The organism is Shewanella sp. BF02_Schw, assembly GCF_014596695.2.
GTDB lineage: Bacteria > Pseudomonadota > Gammaproteobacteria > Enterobacterales > Shewanellaceae > Shewanella.
Genome location: NZ_JABKAW020000004.1, coordinates 242,413 through 259,549 on the forward strand (window position 1 = coordinate 242,413; position 17,137 = coordinate 259,549).

A 17,137-nucleotide genomic window follows, 5' to 3' on the forward strand; every position below is an offset into this window, starting at 1 on the left:
GATTTCATAAGCTCTCGCCATCAGCAATCATTTCTTTCGCGACTCGGTAGCCTACAACATGAGACTGCAATGTACTCCAACCTTCCCAAACCGCCGTCCAGCTTGCGATCCCTGTTCGTTTGGTATCGGTGAAACCACCCAACTTTGCGATTGATTGATACGCCCATTTCAGACTCGGCGCGCCTTTATCTTTATGCCCTCTAGGCTTATTAAACCGCATTAGCACCTTCCATTCATCTTCTTCGAGTACCGTGTCACAGCGTTGAGCCTCCACTGCTTTGGCCTCCTCAACCAGCCCTTTTTTACGTAAATAATAAGGGATGGTGATGGCTTCTCTGAGTTGCAGTAAACGGACGCCGATAAAAGCTAAGATTGAAACCGCTCTTTCTAAGTTCTTAGGCTCTGTCATTCTTTGGCGCTCAGCTCCTGCACCCGTTTTCCATGCTTTATGAAAATCCTCAATTCGCCATCTTGCGGTGTAAATATCAATAATATGAAGTGCTTGAATTAACGTATCGATTGGCTCTGTTGTTAATAGCACCCAGCGCAACGGCTCAGTAACGCTTTTTGATGTTTTTTCTTGAGCGTACACCACGTTTACTGGCTTAGTCTCACCTTTCGTTTTGAACGTAACCTGTGCCACTTTAATGGTTAGCTTGGCTTTTCTTGCCACGCGGTTTACAGGCTTCCCTTTACTATTTTTTGTCCCCTTCTGGGCGATATCGATAGTGTATTCACCCCGTTCGGCTTGTGATTCAAGATGTTCAAATAACGTAGAGTCAGTCTCTATCAGCGCTCTAGAATGTTTCGCTCGAACGACAAAACGCTCATTATGCTTCTGTTTATCTTGAATATAACTCAGTATGTCTGCTTCTCTATCACACACTGAAATTACCCGTGACATGAGCTTTCCCAAGCGTTGACGGCAGAAATAAGAGGCTTCTGACCACTTACCGCTTTCTTTTTCGTCAGCATCTTCAGGATTATTAGGACGAAGCCAGTATTCTTGATGAATGAGCCCGATAGTCTGAGTCGTGAAGCTGTCTAATAGCAGGGTTGAATGAACCCACCAACCACGTGATTTATCTGTCGTCGTCCCCAGTTTGCCAAGCTCTTCTGCTACTTGATGTTTGTAACTCAGCGCAGTGGTGTCATCAATGGCTAATATCTCAGCATAGGGCTGGGCAAGCTCTGCAGTATGTTGAAAACCAGAAGCTCTAATTACTTCTGGAGAAATGTTGTCGTTACGGATCAATCGATAAGCCCCTTCAACTTTAGCCTCATTACCTTGACATGATAAAGCGATAGACTTACCACTACAACGTGCCATATCTGCAGCGACTTCGATGACACGATCTGTGCGACGCGGGTCACCAAAGAAACCGTTTTTAAAGTGATTGTATGACCATTGCTCTGGGTTGAATATTGACATGGTTTTTCTCTAAGTAACTGAAGTTACTTGATCTGATCACAGTTCACCCCAGAAGTTCAATATTTTTTATACTTGTGTAGAAGAGTCAGACTCAGATCCTATCACTGCTGGCGGAGATAAAATGATGCAACAAATAATACCGGGTGCAAAAGGGCAAAAACATACAACGATTATCAATGCTGGTCATTACTTACAAGAAGAGCAAGGTGAGGTGCTAGCCGAGGTTGTGGTTAAGTTTATTGCTGATAATCGTTAACGCGCCCTTTAGCCAAGTTCGATAACTGCTTAGTAATAATAATGGTATCCATTATTAACATGCTTATCTTGGTGGCTATATGTTCTGTAGAGGGCATATAGCTGCTATTTATCATGATTAGCTTATGGTTTTATTGAACCATATTGATGTTTAATTCTAACATTTTATCTCTGTATTCAATTTCACTATTTATTCCCACCTTAACCTCTCCTAAACCCGTCCATCAGTATGCTTGTTCCAATATGGTGTAATACACACGTTTGGAGATGCAGTTGATGATGGTAAAACCGACCTTACGAAAGGCGATGCTGGCACTGATGGGCATAAGCCTGTTGGGCTGTAGCGCTGTCGATAATGTCAATTACGCCGACCGAGCCAGTCAAGCTGAGGCAGATACTAACCAACGTTTGATTGAGCCGTTATTGGCTGCATCAAATACCCAAGATGCGCCGACGCAATCGGTAGCGCGATTAACGGATTTAGATAAACCGTATATTATAATGTGATGATAATTATATTATCATCAGGTGTTAACTTAATTCGATTGTACTGTAAGGTAATCGGCCTATAATGAGGGGTATCTTGACGCCGTACTAGGTTATGGGATCGCCGCAATGAAATACCGCACACATTTATTTTCTCTTCGTATCGGGCATGCACTCCGAGAGTCTTTAAAAGACGCTCCCTACAATGCCAATGCATTCACTAAAGATTTATTAGCCGGCTTAACTGTTGGCATTATTGCCATTCCACTGGCAATGGCACTTGCAATTGCCATTGGGGTCGCGCCGCAATACGGGTTATATACTGCCATTATTGCTGGGTTTGTTATTCCGCTCACCGGTGGCTCGCGTTACAGCGTGTCTGGCCCTACCGCCGCGTTTGTGGTGATCCTTTATCCCATAGTGCATCAATATGGTTTGTCAGGGTTATTGCTTGCCAGCCTGTTATCCGGGCTAATGTTGATTATCATGGCGTTGTTTCGCTTAGGCCGTTTTATTCAATATATTCCCGAGTCGGTCACGTTGGGTTTTACCGGTGGTATTGCTGTCGTTATCGCAGTATTACAAGTGAAGGATTTTTTTGGCTTAAGCATTAGCGAAATGCCAGAAAGTTTTGTCGGTAAGGTGGCTACCTTGGTTCAAGAAATACCAGGGTTTTCTGGGCCAACATTGCTGGTGGGATTAAGCACCTTAGTAGTGTTTATTCTGTGGCCTAAACTCAAGTTGGCGGTACCCGCACATCTTCCTGCCGTGGTTGTTGCGAGCATTGTGGCGCTGGTACTAAATCAACTCGGTTTTCATGTGGCGACAATTGGTTCTACGTTCAGCTTTACCTTAGCCGACGGCTCAATCGGGGCGGGCATTCCCTCTATGCTGCCTGACTTTGAATGGCCTTGGCTTCGCGCGCAATCCGGTGAAGTGCCATTGGTACTCACTTGGCAATTAGCCAGTGACCTATTGTCTGCCGCCTTTGCGATTGCCATGTTAGGCGCCATTGAATCGTTACTGTGTGCAGTGGTGTTAGACGGCATGTCCGGTAAAAAACACAGCGCCAATAGCGAATTACTTGGCCAAGGTGTCGGTAATATTATCGCGCCATTTTTTGGCGGTATTACCGCGACTGCTGCCATCGCACGTTCGGCGGCTAACTATAAGTCGGGTGCGGTAAGCCCAATCGCGGCCATGATCCATGCGGTGGTGGTATTAGTGTCTTTATTATCGCTCAGTACTGTTTTAGCTTATATCCCCATGGCGGGCATGTCGGCGCTGCTTATCATGGTGGCATGGAACATGAGCGAAGCTCCTAAGATTGTCCATCTGGTTAAAAAAGCCCCTGCCAGCGAAGTGTTAGTGTTGATGGTGTGTTTGTTACTGACTATATTCTTCGATATGGTGATTGCGATCAGTGCAGGGATCATTTTGGCGTCGTTATTATTCATGAAGCAAGTGGCTGATATGACCAAGGTGCAAGACATTAGCGAGCAGAAGAAACACATTCATGTTGAATTACCGCCGCGTTGGAAAGTGTTTAAAATCAATGGACCATTATTTTTTGCTGCCGCCGACAGTGTCTTTGGCGAGTTGGCGCATTTGAGTGGCGACCAAGATGGGGTGGTGTTGTATTTTGATGGGGTATCGCTTTTAGATTCTGGTGGTGTCTCGGCGCTGTATAAGTTTATTGCTAAATGTAAGCATGATAATACTCGGGTATTGTTGGCCGATTTTCAATTTCAGCCACTTAAAACCTTGGCCAAAGCAGGCTTTAAGCCTGACGGCGTGCAGTGCGTGACGTATTCAACCTTGGCTGGTGCGCTAGACGATGTGGTGGCTGGAGTTTAAAACACCATAAAGGCTGACAAACCAGTATGGTGTTTTCGATAAACTAGCTGCGATAACGTTTTGTCAGTTATTGGGCTGGTTTAGCCACTTCAATATAATGCCAAGAGTCTGCAATGTGCAGCCTTGCTGAAGTCACACGTTTATTCCGCTCGACATTAATGTGGTTAGTTTGCTCTGACCACAACTCTTGCAGTGCGGTCATCTTAAGATAAAAACCGTCCATATTAGTGGTGATCGGCGTTTCCTGATAAACCCACAAATACTTGCCCTGTAACTCGGTGCCAACATAGGTCAGCGTTAACGGATGTTGCTGCTGATCCTGCATCGAAAACGTCGAAATAGCATAATAAGCAAACGCTTCACGGCCAACGGGATCGCCGATCAGATCGGTACTTTTATCGATCACTTGTTGGGCCGCGTGTTCAGCATCGTGTAAATAAAACCGATGCTGGACTTCTAGCATGCCGCTACGCTGATTAAATACAATACTGGTGTAAGCTTCTTTTTGCTGGTGGGCCATGGTATTACCCGCCAGCAAACTTAACGCGATAGCCATGAATCCTGCATAAAATGATAGACGCATTATTTCTTCTTCACTTTTATTTCAGGCTCTTTCAGGGCTTCTTTATTGTCATGCATAATGTCGCGATACTTATTGCCCTTTCGTTCCTCTTCTTTAAAGGCTTCAATGCGTGAGGGAATAATTTGTCTTGGGTAATAGTTGTTTTCAATATCGACATCGGCAGTTTCGCCGCGACGATCAACCACGGCAGACACTAAGATTTTGTCTTTGTCGGTAACAATGAGCTTACTGACTTCAAACGGTGAACGGCGCCAAATTTCTGCAGGCAGCACCAATGACTCGGTATCACCATTTTCAAACGTGAGTTCGAGTAAAATTGGCATCACTAAGCCACCTAAATTGGCAAAGTTAAACACATAATAGTTTTTATCTTCTTTGAGTGCGCGTGCGAGTGTTTGTTGCTCCCACGGGTCTAGCTCGGCGTGTTTTTTGTTGTACTTGTTGCGTTCTTTATTGGTCACGCTAAATTGATCATATTGGTCATGATAATCAACGTTATCTGAATTAAGTTCTACCCAGGTTTTTAGGCCACTTTGTTGGTTACGCTCAACCGAATAAGGCATGGGTTTGTCTTTATAATCTTGGCGACGACGATCAAAATCAATATCAGGATTATTGCTGTCTAAGCGCAGTTTATAAATGCGATCTAGCGAGATATCAACATGATCAGTGGTGTAAAACCAGCCACGGAAAAACCAATCTAAGTCGACGCCAGAGGCTTCTTCCATGGTGCGGAAAAAGTCGCTTGGAGTAGGGCGCTTGTTCATCCAGCGACGGCTGTACTCTTGAAAGGCAAAATCGAATAGCTCACGGCCTAATACCACTTCACGTAAAATGTTGAGTGCCACAGCAGGTTTAATATAGGCGTTTGGACCAAGCTGTAACACGCTGTCTGACTGCGTCATCACCGGCACTTGCACGTTAGACTTCATGTACTCAATCACGTCACTTGGCTCACGCCCCCACGGTAAATTAGGGTCCCATTCGCGGGTGGCTATGCCGTCTAAAAAGCTGTTTAAGCCTTCGTCCATCCACGTCCATTGGCGCTCGTCTGAGTTCACAATCATTGGGAAATAGTTATGGCCGACTTCGTGGATTACTACGCCGATTAAGAATTGTTTTTCCGACAAGGTATAAGTACGGCTTTCATCATCGTGCCAAATGGTGCGTGGACCATTAAAGCTGATCATCGGGTATTCCATGCCGCCAACAGGGCCGTTTACACTAATGGCCGCAGGGTAAGGATAATCGAAGGTAAAGCGCGAATAGACTTCAAGGGTGTGAATAACCGATGCAGTTGAATAACGCTGCCAAAGTTCTCCACCTTCTTTAGGATAAAACGACATTGCCATCACTTGTGGGTTCTGGCTGCCTTTTTGTTGGTAACCTTGAGCATCCCAAATAAATTTACGTGAAGATGCCCAAGCAAAGTCGCGTACGTTTTCAGCTTTAAAATGCCAGGTTTTATTGCCTTTAGCAGTGCTTGACTCGTTAGTAATTGCTTCGTCTTCTGAGACAATAAATACAGACTTTTTGGCTGTTTTAGCTTTATCTAAACGGTTGATTTGTTCAGGTGATAACACCTTTTTGCTGTTTTGTAATACGCCAGTGGCTGTGACGATGTGGTCGCTGGGTACGGTCATACTGACATCGTAATTACCAAACTCGAGGGTAAACTCGCCGCTGCCTAAAAACTCTTTATTGTGCCACGCTTCGTAGTCGGAATAGCTGGCAACTCGCGGAAACCACTGCGCCAATAAGAAGATGTCATTACCGCCTTTACGCTTGTCGTCAGGGAAGTGCTCGTAACCCGAACGCGCGCCAACGGCGTCTTCTTCTAAAATGTTATAGCCATAATTAATGTGTAACTGCGTCGATTTATTGTGGCTTAACGGGGTGGGTAAATCGACGCGCATTTGGGCGCCGACAATAGTGTATTTTAAAGGCTTATTATTAGTGTCAGTAACAGCCGCTATTTGATAACCCAAGTTATTGTCAGCTAAAAATTGTTGGCGACGAAGATCACCTAAACTGATTTTGGCAAAGGCATTATCACCGTAAGTGTTGTTAGCACTAACACTACCATCCACGCCATTAAATGCGGCGCTGCGTTCAGATATCGAATCTGATTTAAAACGATTTTGTTCTAGCTGTAACCATAGATATTTGAGCGTATACGGTGAGTTGTTGTGATAAGTAATCACTTGCTCGCCTTGAATGCGACGCTTTTTTTCATCCAGAGTGACATCGATTTTATAATCAACTTGTTGTTGCCAGTAGTCTTTACCTGGTTCGCCAGCAGCATTGCGGTAATCGTTTGGTGTTGGGAGGCTCTCTTCAAGTTGACGAAACTTGTCTACAAAATGACCTTTGCTTTGGACAATTTCAGAAGCCGAACTGGTAATAATAACTGAACTGGTTAATGCCAGTAACAGCAGCTGACGATACACGCGCATAAATACTCCTTTGACGTCAGCAAGCTGATGCCAATAATCCCAAAATGATGATTTGTTATATTTTTTGTAGGCGGAGTGTAACTAAATTGACCCTGTTATGCAGTGATTAGAGTGTTACGAAGTTTTGCACCTTGCTGATGCCAATTCCGTATGGCATAACAACAGCAAGCGAGATTAATTGAAGATAGGCAGGAATTTTTGCAGGTTTTTATGACGGGCCTCGTCAGAGGTCAGTTCAGGTAATATTTTGTATTTACTCATAATCTGCTGATATTCGCCATTGGCTTTTAGCATGTCGATGCCGTTAGCAAAGGTTACTGCATAAGCTTTATTGTGTGGATTAAAGCCAACATATAAAGGTACAGGTTTGCCTACAGTGCCAGCGTAGCGAAGTTGCTTGGTTAAGTTCAATTGACTCGCGGTGTACTCAATGACATTTTTGTTGTCGATGATGACTGAATGACGTCCTTTTACCAGCCGAATAATATTCATCGCTAATGGGTCTCTACCCGAGGCAAAGTAGGTATTAGGATGTGCAGCAAACCAAGCATCGAGCTCAACACCATAGTCATAACCAGTGACGATAGCAGCTTGTTGAGTGCTATTAAGGTCGGTAATCTGCTCAAATGTTTCATTACTATCAACAAGAGTATAAAAGTCATTGCTGTTATAGCCGACAATCACATCAGCATTAATCAATTGGTTTTCGGCAATGGCGTTTGGCGTCAATGCCAGTACAGCATCAATGTTGTTTCTTTGCAGTTCAATCAGTGCGCGTTTATAAGGAAGAATCTGAAATTCAATCGGTTGACCTTGGATTTCAAAAGCGCGACGTGTGAGTTCTACAACGTAGCCTGTTTGGTTGTTGCAGATATAAGGACACCAAATATCAGATGCGATACGGATAGGTGTAGCATGGGCGTGAATACTGAAAATAGACAGTAAAACGAACAGATACTTTAACAAGTATTTTGCTCCATGTGTTGAAGGGGCGGTTATATTAATGGTTTAAAGAGTATAGGCAATCTTTTTTGATTAAAAAAAATACTACTTTATGTTTTGCTAACAAACATGCCGATTTTGTGAACAGGTAACCGGTGCCAGTAACAGGCTATTCATTATAGTTACATTTTAATAACAATTAACCAAGGTGATATTTTTATGGCAATTTTAAACAGAACATTTACTCATGTAGTGGTTGAGCAGCCTGGCGAACCCAGTGCGATGATCATGACTCAATCAACACTTGCGATGCCAACAGAAGGCCAGGTGACGATTAAGGTGCATGCCGCTGGAGTTAATGGGCCTGACATTAAACAGCGCGTTGGCGCTTATCCACCGCCAGCAGATGCCAGTCCGATTATCGGGCTAGAAGTGGCTGGTGAAATTGTTGCCGTGGCAGACGATGTTACCCAATGGAAAGTGGGCGATAAAGTGTGTGCCTTAGTGCCTGGTGGCGGCTATGCCGAGTTAGTGAATACTTACGCAGCACATTGTTTACCCATTCCTACCGGTTACAGTTTTGTACAAGCTGCCGCGTTGCCAGAAACCTTTTTTACCGTGTGGGGTAACTTGTTTATTCGTGGTGGACTTAACGCGGGTGAAACGGTACTTATTCATGGCGGTTCTGGCGGTATCGGTACGACCGCAATTCAAATGGCAAGTCGTTTAGGCGCAACGGTATTTGCGACCTCTGGCAGTGCAGAGAAATGCCAATACTGTCTTGATCAAGGTGCTAGCGTAGCGATTAACTATAACGAGCAGCACTTTGTTGAGCCGATTTTAGAAGCAACAAATGGATTAGGCGTTAACGTGATTATGGATATTGCAGGTGGCGACTTTATTAACGAAAACCTCAAAGCGATTGCTACCGACGGACGTATGGTGTCGGTTGCCATGCAACGTGGTCCACAAGCAAACGTGGATATTTTCCGTATTATGGCTAAACGAGTGATTTGGACAGGGTCAACGTTACGACCACAAAGCGTGGCGAATAAAGCCCTTATTGCTCAAGGTTTGGCAGAGTTCGTATGGCCGTTATTAAATAGCGGCAAAATGAGCATTCCAATTGATAGTGTGTTCCCATTCTCGCAAGTGGTGCAGGCACATGAACTAATGGAGTCGGGCACACACAAAGGCAAGATAGTGTTAGATCTACAAGCTGATCCTCGTTAAGTAAATGAATACCCTTATCAATACACATATTAATATTGTGGCTTCAATCAGCGATTTTTTTTGATAAAAAACTTGAAGCTTGATGTTTTTAAGCTAAAGTCGTGATCACAAAGTGATTGGCCTGAAACGGGTTAATCACTTTTGTGAGGCGTTTATTTTGTGAGAAAAATGACGATAAAGTGTTAAAAATTGACGACAACCAACATTTTTATGCGATTACTCGAAAATTTCATCGTTTTAGGCATTGATTCTCAGAAATATTCTGTTTAAATACCCACACAAATACAGAACAGATAATCGTGGCGTAGTATGAAGATGTTATCTTCAATAATCCTGCATCATTTTTAGAATATGTGTTGATTAAGGGCGTTAGCATATATGTATAACACTGCAAAAAAACAACTTTGGTTTGGTGAATTAAGAACATCGAAAGGTAACACTATCGTCGTTCATGATAATCAATTGCCAGAAGCGTCACCAGGGCGCATTTTCATGTACAACACTATCCGTAATACGATTGTGGAGTACGTAGAAGACATCGTTAAAGTTAACTTACACGACTTAGACGAGCAACAAACAAAAGCCGCTATGGCTGAGTTTGGCGATGCTTGGAAGGTGGCACGTAGTGAGTTTATGGCAAAGCATCAGTTACGAATTGATTTATCAAAAGTACCCGATACAGCGCCACCGCGTAAGGCTAAACCGGCTCCAGAGCCAGATGAACCGATTAACGCCGATGATGACATTCCAGAATTTGATGATTCAGATGATGACAATGATAGCTTTGATGACATGGGTGATAGTGTAGACGATTAAACCTGCAGATAACATTGAGTCTCTGGCTCAGTGTATTGCGTGGTCTATGTTATTATCCTGCTTATATCTGCTATAGATTACTGACCACATAAGGAATAATTTATTATTCCTTATGTGGTCTATTCTTTGTCGAAACTGTCGACAATAATCGCACCCATGGACGCGGGCATCGCGATTAAAATAATCCGTTTTAACGCTAAAATTGGGTCGGTGATTAATGGCAATTTATCTAATGCCAATAGCACAATGCTGACCACCAATAACGTTAATATATACGCTGCAATTACCCGCAACAAAAATGCTCGTCTACGCTTAACAATATTTGCCTGAAACACACTCTGATAAGCAAACAGAGTAATAAATGCCAGCGACAATACCACCACCAATACCAAATTTAATGCAGGCAAACTGGCCGACAATCTCCATGCTTCTTCAGAAAATGCAATCGGCACTGACAGGGCAAAAGCCCCAACAGCAATTTGACCAATATCTTCGGCATTAAAATTGGATTTTACTGGCTGATTATTCTGCATCAAACTGATATCGAGTGATGTGGTGATAAACCTTGCCAGGTGTTACCCACACATCGCCGGGCAAGTCAGGTTGATTCGGCGAGTCGGGTAGCATTTGCGGTTCAATACACACAGCTTGATGATCGCTTAATACTCGCTGCTTTTTGCCTACAGTGCCCTGCAAAAAGTTTGCGCCGTAAACCTGCACCCCAGGCTGGTTAGTATAAACCGTCATATTACGGCCGCTATTCGGGCTGGCTAAACAACCAAATCGTTGTAAATCTGCACCGGGATTATCTAACACATAGCAATGGTCAAAACCCTTGGTTGCAGCTAATGCTGGACGCTCGGTTTGTACCGACATCGGCGTGGCTTTTGCCATGTCTAGATCGCTACCTGCGGTAGGTTGCATTGCGGTAGGTACGCCAACATCATTCATTGTGAGGTACTTTTTAGCATCCACTTGCAGCGTATGTTGCTTATTAGTGTCGCTGCGATTACCGTCTAAATTAAAGTAGCTGTGTTGGGTTAAACTAATGGGACAGGCTTTATCTGTGCTGGCCAGCATTTCAATGTACAAGTTATTACCCACTAAACGGTAATCGAGTTGCACAGTACAATTGCCCGGAAATCCCATGTCGCCGTCAGGGCTTGTTAAGGTTAAGCGAACCCCATCACTTAAGGTACCGAGTTGCCACAATTTGCGATTAAAGCCCTCAACACCACCGTGCAAACAATTGCTCGCTTGATTTATGCTAAGTTGATATTGATGGCCATCATATTGGGTTTTACCATTGGCAATTCGATTGCTATAACGTCCTGCTATCGCGCCTAAATAGGCTTGTTGAGCAAGATAGTCTTCGGCACTGTCGCAGCCTAAGACGATATTTTTGCGTTCACCGTTACGATCTGGAGTCCATAATGATCGAATGATGCCGCCTAAACTTAATACTTCAAGTGCGATGATGCCATTATCAATTCTAACCCGTTCAATCTCACCACCACGGGGATCTTGCCAAGGTTCCAGCACACTAAAACGTACCATTTATGCCTCTCTAATCTGTAAATTGTTAACCGATGCGTCCTGCACCGCCACTTGCTGAACATAAGTATATTGTTGCTTCGATGCCAGTTTGCTTAAAATATTGGTTTTCAACCAGGTTAATCACCTCATCGGTGAGGTCATGATTAACCAGTGCCAATACGCAGCCATCGCTCATACGCACGCCGCCTTTCTCACCGATTAAAGTGGCAATCATGCTCACTAAGGTGTCAATGTCGGCAGTGATAATGTCAAAGTCATCGCGCATAGATGCTTGAGACTGTGCCATTAACTGACTAAAACGAGCAATATTGTTTTGTTGCAAAGCTCTGGCGGCATTACTCGTACGTTGATTTTCGGTGATGATATGGCGCGCTCGACGAAATTGGACATCGCTGAGTAAGTCTTTATCTGCTGTGAGTAAGCTTAATGATAAATCACGCAGAGAATCGAGACCAAGTAACTTGGTTATCTGATTACACTCTTGTTTGCGTTGTTCAAATTGTTGGGTAAAACCATGACGGTCTTGTTTTAAGTCGATTACGATTAAGCTGAGTTCTTCAGGTAATAGCACTGATTCGCTTTCTAATTCTAAGCAATCAATCAATAAGGCGTGATCAGGCTCTGCCATCGCGCTAATGATTTGGTCCATCATGCCGCAATCTAACAGCATAAATTGGCTTTCGCCACGCTGAGCCAATTGGGCAATAGCGATAGGTGATAAGTTTAGCTGGCTGGCATAACTGATTGCAGTACCAAAAGCGATTTCAAGCGCTGCCGACGATGATAAACCTGCTCCCAGCGGCACGTCACCCACAATGGCTAAGTCTAAGCCTTTGGCTCGTAACCCCGATTGGTTCATGGCGGCGGTAACGCCTTTTAGATAGTGGCTCCAATCATCGCCTGCAGCAACGGGGCCTTCTTCACCAAAGTGCCATTGCTTAATTTCCCCAGGAAACGCCGTTGTCACAGCGCGAAATAAATTATCATCGCGATGCTTAACAGCAATAACAGTATGAAAATTAATTGCGGCGGGTAATGCGAGGCCTTCGTTATAGTCGGTATGCTCGCCCATAATGTTAACTCGCCCGGGCGCCTGGTATAAATCATCTGGCTTGGTGCCAAATGTACGAACAAATAATTTAGTCGCGCGTTGAGCAGGGTTTGACATACTTCAAAAAATCCAACAAAGGGTGACATGGAAAGACTTGTTACTTGAGTTATAGCATGACTTAACCGTGTCTGTAACTGAGATTTTTTTATCTGAAGCAAAATTGAAAATATGCGGTAGTAAACAAAAACGCCTAGAGAGTTATCTAGGCGTTTGCAATTGTTGATTAGTTTTATGATGGCAACTCAGATGTCGTTTCATTTATTGCCGATTGATTTGGCTTATCACTACTAGCAGCAACTGAACTTGGAACCAGTTCTGGTGGTGAATCGAGTAGCTCTTTAATCACATGGTCTACAAAACCAGCACCTGCAGCTTCATACAAGTTATACACAGTATTAACACCAGATTCTTTTAATGACTCGGCATCTTCAGCGTATTGCACAATCGCGCTGATTTTTCCTTCGTAATTAAGCTTTTGCAGTTGTTGCACTGCAAACAAATTACCCGCGTGATGTGGCATTGCCAATAGTACTAACTCTAAGTGTGGCGCTCGTTCAAGCTTGACCCAAAAGTCAGTATCGCTAGCGTCACCTTGCACAACATTACGGCCTTCATTTCGATGAAAATCAACCAATTCTTGTTTGTGTTCAATCCCTAAAATTTCGCCGGTGTATTTGGCGCGTAATTCATCATATGCCCCAGAACCAATACGGCCCATCCCCAAGATCAAAAAGCGTGGATTACCAATGCGGATTTGTCTGTCTTCAGGGTGTAATGGGTGGCGTTCGAGTTTGGTTAATTTAGACTGGAAACGCTGATAAATATTACTGACGTTATTATTAAACGGCGCTGCAAATAAAAAACTAATACTTAATGCCACCGCAATAATGATCAGCCATTCTGGTGGTAACCAACCTTTGTGTGCCGCGACTGCTGCTACGATTAAACCAAACTCACTGTAGTTACCCAAGTTAAACGAGGCGAGCAGCGAGGTTCGCGACCGCAGCTTAAAGCGAGTTAGCAGATAGACAAACATCAAAATTTTCACTGGAATTAGCGCAACTAAAATCGCCGCTAAACCAATATCGGCTAAGGTCGGCAATCCATTTAACCCAATAGTTAAGAAAAATGCGACTAAGAATAACTCTTTAAAGAAATAAATAGATTTGGCTAATTCAGATGATTTAGCATGCCCAGCGAGTAAAATACCCACAATCAATGCGCCTAAATCGGGTTTTAAACCGACGGCTTCAAATAACCATGCCCCCACCACTAATGCCATAACAAGGCCAAACAATACCAACATTTCGCCGTGGCCGACCCGATCAAATATTTTATAAATAAGCGGTCTTGCAAGCGGTAGTAATAACAATGCAAATGCCCAAACCGACGGGATGTTACCTTTAGAAATGGTTAAAAATATCACCGCGAAGATGTCTTGCATAATCAAGATACCAATCGCGACTCGGCCATAGAGCGACTGCATATCACCGCTATCTTCAAGCACTTTTACCGCAAATACGGTACTGGAAAAACTTAATGCAAAGGAAATTAACATCAGTTGATTGAAGCTGTATCCGTCGAGCTGTTCAATGCCTAAAAAGCCCAATAACTTCAGCACTGGCACAAAAAATAGAATCGAACCAATTAAATGTAAGCTTGAACCCGCCCAAACTTCGGCTTTAAACAGGCTTTTAAGATCAAGTTTAAGGCCAATAGAAAACAACAATAAGGTGACACCTAAGTCAGCAAGTTGCTGCAAAATAGGTAAGCTAGTGTCTTCAATGCCTAAGGTGAACAATACAAAACCAGCTGCAAGATAACCAATCAGTGGCGGTAAACCCACTCGGCTGACAAGCATTCCGCAAAGTAGGGTGATAATCAGGATAGCGGGTTCCATAAAGCGCCTTGAATGAGGGATACAAAATCTTATTGTATAAGAAAAAAGTTAACTTTCGATGACTTTAATAGCCTAAAAGCAAAAAACAGCATCTTTAGTGGCTAAAGATGCTGTTTTATATAGTGTATTACTAAATGATTCTACCAACTGCTTTTACGGTACACAGCACAACATGCGATCATTCATTAAGTTGATTAATGCTCTCACTTTGCACATTCACTCAGCCCAGTAAGTTAATGTGCTTAGTCTGTTAAGTAAGTCTGTTAAGTCAGTCTGTTAACTTACTTTGCTAACAGTATATCTAAATGAGCAGCAAAGTCTTTTGGTCCCATAAAGCCGGTAACCCGCAAGTCTTCACGCTGCTCACCGTCGCTATTAAACATTAACAATGTCGGTAAACCTAACACGCCATAATGTTCTAAAAGGGTGATATCAATGTTATCGCTGGCAGTCACGTCAGCTTGCAATAACACCATTTGGTTCATACGCGTTTCCACGTCGGCATTTTTAAAGGTAATGGCTTCAAATTCTTTACACGCCACACACCAGTCGGCGTATAAATCTAACATCACCGTTTTACCGCTAATACTGGCTTTATCCAATTCAACTTCTAAGTCTTCCAGCGACTTAATACGGATAAAGTGATTGGCTTCGGTGTTGGTTTTGCCATCAATACTGGTTTGGGTCATATTTGAGGATTGATGACCAAAGCTGCTCATTAATGCTTGGAAACCATAGGAGAAACTTGCCATCAAAGCCAGTAATAACAACACCCCACGAGTGCTTTGTTTCCAGTTAAATGCTGACAACCTGTTTTGATGCATTAAGTAAGCGATTAAGCTTATTGCCCATACTGACCAAAGTAAATCGGACACTAAACCAGGCCAAATACGACCAATCATTACAATAGAAACTGAAATCAGTAAGAAGCCAAAGATGGTTTTAATAATGTCCATCCACGCTCCTGCGCGCGGTAAAATTTTGCCACCCGAAGTCCCAATCACTAATAACGGTAAACCCATGCCCATGCTGAGTACATACAGCGCTAAAAAGCCTTGCAGTAAATCACCAGACTGCGCCACGTAAATCAGCACGCCAGATAACGGCGCCGTGGTACAAGGCGAAGCGACTAAACCTGAAATCACCCCCATCATAAACACACCAATAAGGTTGCCACCTTTTTGGTTGTTCGACATCGAGTTCATTTTTTCTTGCCACTTCGATGGCAGCTTTAAATCGTACATGCCAAACATCGATAAGCTCAGCAGCACAAACATCACCGCCAAGAAAATCAAAATAGCAGGGTGTTGTAATGCCGCTTGAAACTTAAGTCCGGCAGAGGCAACCACTAATCCTAATAATGAATAGGTAATGGCCATGCCTTGCACGTAGGCCATTGATAGGGTGAAGGCTTTAGCGGTAGAGAGCTTCTTGCCTTGACCAACAATAATGCCCGACAAAATAGGGTACATCGGAAACACACACGGTGTTAATGCTAAGCCAATACCTAAACCAAAGAAAATCACCAAGGTCCATAATAGGCTATCGTTTTGGAGCATTTGGTTTAACGTGTCTTGCTGAGTAATGGGTGCCGCTGGTGCATCGGTTGCCGTTGTTGATGCTTGCGCATCATCAGGTGCGCCAATCACTTTTTTACTGCTTAACGTGCCGTCATTTGCTTCAATCGCTGCTAACGTTACATCGTGCTTGGTTGGCGGATAACACAAGGTACCTTCTGCACAACCCATAAAGGTGACATGAAATACCGCATCGGCTTGCGCTTCTTTAAACGCGATAGGGATTTCAACAAACGAGTAAAACACCTCTTGGTCGCCAAAGTATTCGTCATGATGGTTTTTACCATGAGGTAATTCAATATCACCAATCACCGCACCGTCGACCGAAAACTGCAGCTTATCGCGATATAAATAATAGCCCTCTGCAATGACAAAATTGATTTTGAGCTGATTACCTTGTTGTTGGTAATCAAACACAAAAGCATCGTTAACCTTCATTAACTCAGGTTCGCTGCTTAAAAAGCTGAATTTATTACTCAATACATTAGCGCTGTGTGCTGCTGGCGCGAGTATCATTGATGACATCATTAACAATGATGTCAGGCATATGGCGACGAGTTTTTTCATGATGGTGAGTTGTCTTTTATCCATTGTAAATAAGGGCCAAAACCACCGGTAATTGGAGTGGCAATGAATTCTGGTACTTCATAAGGATGCATTGTGATCACGAGCTGTTCAATTGCATGGTAATCAATTGCCATGCATTTTATCTGTATTGGCACTTCGTGTGACTGACAAATGTTATTGTCCCAATAATAAATTGACTCAACGGCTTGGCCTATTTGTACACATGCCGCTAACTTTGCCTCTACTAATGCAGTCGCAATACTGGCTGCAATGTCAGCATCTGGGCAAGTGGTTAATATAAGTAGCAGTTCAGGTTTATACATAAGTTGTCTTAAAGTTTACTTAAGCTAATGCTGTTATCATGC

The 17,137-nt window shown here is 43.4% G+C and carries 14 protein-coding genes and 1 pseudogene; 5 read left to right on the top strand and 10 right to left on the bottom strand.

All coding sequences use genetic code 11. From position 1 onward, the window contains the following. Window positions 1–4 precede the first annotated feature (4 nt). A complete protein-coding gene (locus HNW13_RS16365) occupies window positions 5–1,432 on the bottom strand; it encodes an IS4 family transposase (RefSeq protein ID WP_192114076.1) in 1,428 nt (475 codons plus the stop codon). Window positions 1,433–1,517: 85 nt separating this feature from the next. Between HNW13_RS16365 and HNW13_RS16370 the strand changes: the two are divergent. The 3 genes and pseudogenes from HNW13_RS16370 to dauA all read left to right on the top strand — a co-directional run. After that, window positions 1,518–1,688: pseudogene (locus tag HNW13_RS16370) on the top strand (haloalkane dehalogenase); the annotation flags it as partial. A 275-nt stretch (window positions 1,689–1,963) separates the two neighbouring features. Next, on the top strand, window positions 1,964–2,194 hold the full coding sequence (locus tag HNW13_RS16375) for a hypothetical protein (RefSeq protein WP_192114077.1): 231 nt from the start codon (window positions 1,964–1,966) through the stop codon (window positions 2,192–2,194). 108 nt (window positions 2,195–2,302) lie between these two features. Continuing rightward, window positions 2,303–4,030, top strand: a complete 1,728-nt coding sequence (dauA, locus tag HNW13_RS16380; RefSeq protein ID WP_192114078.1) for a C4-dicarboxylic acid transporter DauA — start codon at window positions 2,303–2,305, stop codon at window positions 4,028–4,030. Window positions 4,031–4,097: 67 nt separating this feature from the next. Here dauA and HNW13_RS16385 read toward each other — a convergent pair whose 3' ends face one another. From HNW13_RS16385 to HNW13_RS16395, 3 genes are all read right to left on the bottom strand, one after another. Next, window positions 4,098–4,613, bottom strand: a complete 516-nt coding sequence (locus HNW13_RS16385) for a DUF6702 family protein (protein ID WP_192114079.1) — start codon at window positions 4,611–4,613, stop codon at window positions 4,098–4,100. Then, on the bottom strand, window positions 4,613–7,069 hold the full coding sequence (locus HNW13_RS16390; protein WP_192114080.1) for a M1 family metallopeptidase: 2,457 nt from the start codon (window positions 7,067–7,069) through the stop codon (window positions 4,613–4,615). The genes HNW13_RS16385 and HNW13_RS16390 overlap by 1 nt, the downstream gene beginning before the upstream one ends. Window positions 7,070–7,243: 174 nt before the next feature. Further along, a complete protein-coding gene (locus HNW13_RS16395; RefSeq protein WP_162024021.1) occupies window positions 7,244–8,035 on the bottom strand; it encodes a transporter substrate-binding domain-containing protein in 792 nt (263 codons plus the stop codon). A 195-nt stretch (window positions 8,036–8,230) separates the two neighbouring features. Between HNW13_RS16395 and HNW13_RS16400 the strand changes: the two genes are divergently transcribed. Then, window positions 8,231–9,244 carry an NAD(P)H-quinone oxidoreductase gene (locus tag HNW13_RS16400; RefSeq protein WP_192114081.1) on the top strand — a complete coding sequence of 338 codons (1,014 nt, stop codon included), beginning with the start codon at window positions 8,231–8,233 and terminating at the stop codon, window positions 9,242–9,244. 378 nt (window positions 9,245–9,622) lie between these two features. Beyond that, window positions 9,623–10,060, top strand: coding sequence for a hypothetical protein (locus tag HNW13_RS16405; protein WP_101085004.1), 438 nt, complete (start codon window positions 9,623–9,625; stop codon window positions 10,058–10,060). 119 nt (window positions 10,061–10,179) lie between these two features. Here the strand turns inward: HNW13_RS16405 and HNW13_RS16410 are convergent, their stop codons facing one another. The 6 genes from HNW13_RS16410 to cutA form a co-directional block, all read right to left on the bottom strand. Further along, window positions 10,180–10,593 (bottom strand): DUF2391 family protein, encoded by a 414-nt coding sequence (locus tag HNW13_RS16410; RefSeq protein ID WP_101085005.1) that lies wholly within the window; start codon window positions 10,591–10,593, stop codon window positions 10,180–10,182. Beyond that, the gene (locus HNW13_RS16415; protein ID WP_192114082.1) at window positions 10,583–11,617 is read right to left on the bottom strand and encodes an aldose epimerase family protein; all 1,035 of its coding nucleotides are present in this window, start codon (window positions 11,615–11,617) and stop codon (window positions 10,583–10,585) included. Before HNW13_RS16415 ends, HNW13_RS16410 begins: the two co-directional genes overlap by 11 nt. A gap of 25 nt (window positions 11,618–11,642) precedes the next feature. Continuing rightward, window positions 11,643–12,785: a galactokinase gene (galK, locus tag HNW13_RS16420; protein WP_101085007.1), complete on the bottom strand. Its 1,143-nt coding sequence runs from the start codon at window positions 12,783–12,785 to the stop codon at window positions 11,643–11,645. A 172-nt stretch (window positions 12,786–12,957) separates the two neighbouring features. After that, window positions 12,958–14,628 carry a cation:proton antiporter family protein gene (locus HNW13_RS16425; protein WP_162024018.1) on the bottom strand — a complete coding sequence of 557 codons (1,671 nt, stop codon included), beginning with the start codon at window positions 14,626–14,628 and terminating at the stop codon, window positions 12,958–12,960. A gap of 281 nt (window positions 14,629–14,909) precedes the next feature. Further along, window positions 14,910–16,772, bottom strand: coding sequence for a protein-disulfide reductase DsbD (locus HNW13_RS16430; protein ID WP_192114183.1), 1,863 nt, complete (start codon window positions 16,770–16,772; stop codon window positions 14,910–14,912). Continuing rightward, window positions 16,769–17,095, bottom strand: a complete 327-nt coding sequence (gene cutA, locus HNW13_RS16435; protein ID WP_162024017.1) for a divalent-cation tolerance protein CutA — start codon at window positions 17,093–17,095, stop codon at window positions 16,769–16,771. The genes HNW13_RS16430 and cutA overlap by 4 nt, the downstream gene beginning before the upstream one ends. Window positions 17,096–17,137: the final 42 nt, after the last annotated feature.

Coding starts and splice junctions, on each gene's coding strand:
- HNW13_RS16365 (WP_192114076.1), bottom strand. CDS start 1,432: ATGTCAATATTCAACCCAGAGCAATGGTCATACAATCACTTTAAAAAC.
- HNW13_RS16375 (WP_192114077.1), top strand. CDS start 1,964: ATGATGGTAAAACCGACCTTACGAAAGGCGATGCTGGCACTGATGGGC.
- dauA (WP_192114078.1), top strand. CDS start 2,303: ATGAAATACCGCACACATTTATTTTCTCTTCGTATCGGGCATGCACTC.
- HNW13_RS16385 (WP_192114079.1), bottom strand. CDS start 4,613: ATGCGTCTATCATTTTATGCAGGATTCATGGCTATCGCGTTAAGTTTG.
- HNW13_RS16390 (WP_192114080.1), bottom strand. CDS start 7,069: ATGCGCGTGTATCGTCAGCTGCTGTTACTGGCATTAACCAGTTCAGTT.
- HNW13_RS16400 (WP_192114081.1), top strand. CDS start 8,231: ATGGCAATTTTAAACAGAACATTTACTCATGTAGTGGTTGAGCAGCCT.
- HNW13_RS16405 (WP_101085004.1), top strand. CDS start 9,623: ATGTATAACACTGCAAAAAAACAACTTTGGTTTGGTGAATTAAGAACA.
- HNW13_RS16410 (WP_101085005.1), bottom strand. CDS start 10,593: ATGCAGAATAATCAGCCAGTAAAATCCAATTTTAATGCCGAAGATATT.
- HNW13_RS16415 (WP_192114082.1), bottom strand. CDS start 11,617: ATGGTACGTTTTAGTGTGCTGGAACCTTGGCAAGATCCCCGTGGTGGT.
- galK (WP_101085007.1), bottom strand. CDS start 12,785: ATGTCAAACCCTGCTCAACGCGCGACTAAATTATTTGTTCGTACATTT.
- HNW13_RS16425 (WP_162024018.1), bottom strand. CDS start 14,628: ATGGAACCCGCTATCCTGATTATCACCCTACTTTGCGGAATGCTTGTC.
- HNW13_RS16430 (WP_192114183.1), bottom strand. CDS start 16,772: ATGAAAAAACTCGTCGCCATATGCCTGACATCATTGTTAATGATGTCA.
- cutA (WP_162024017.1), bottom strand. CDS start 17,095: ATGTATAAACCTGAACTGCTACTTATATTAACCACTTGCCCAGATGCT.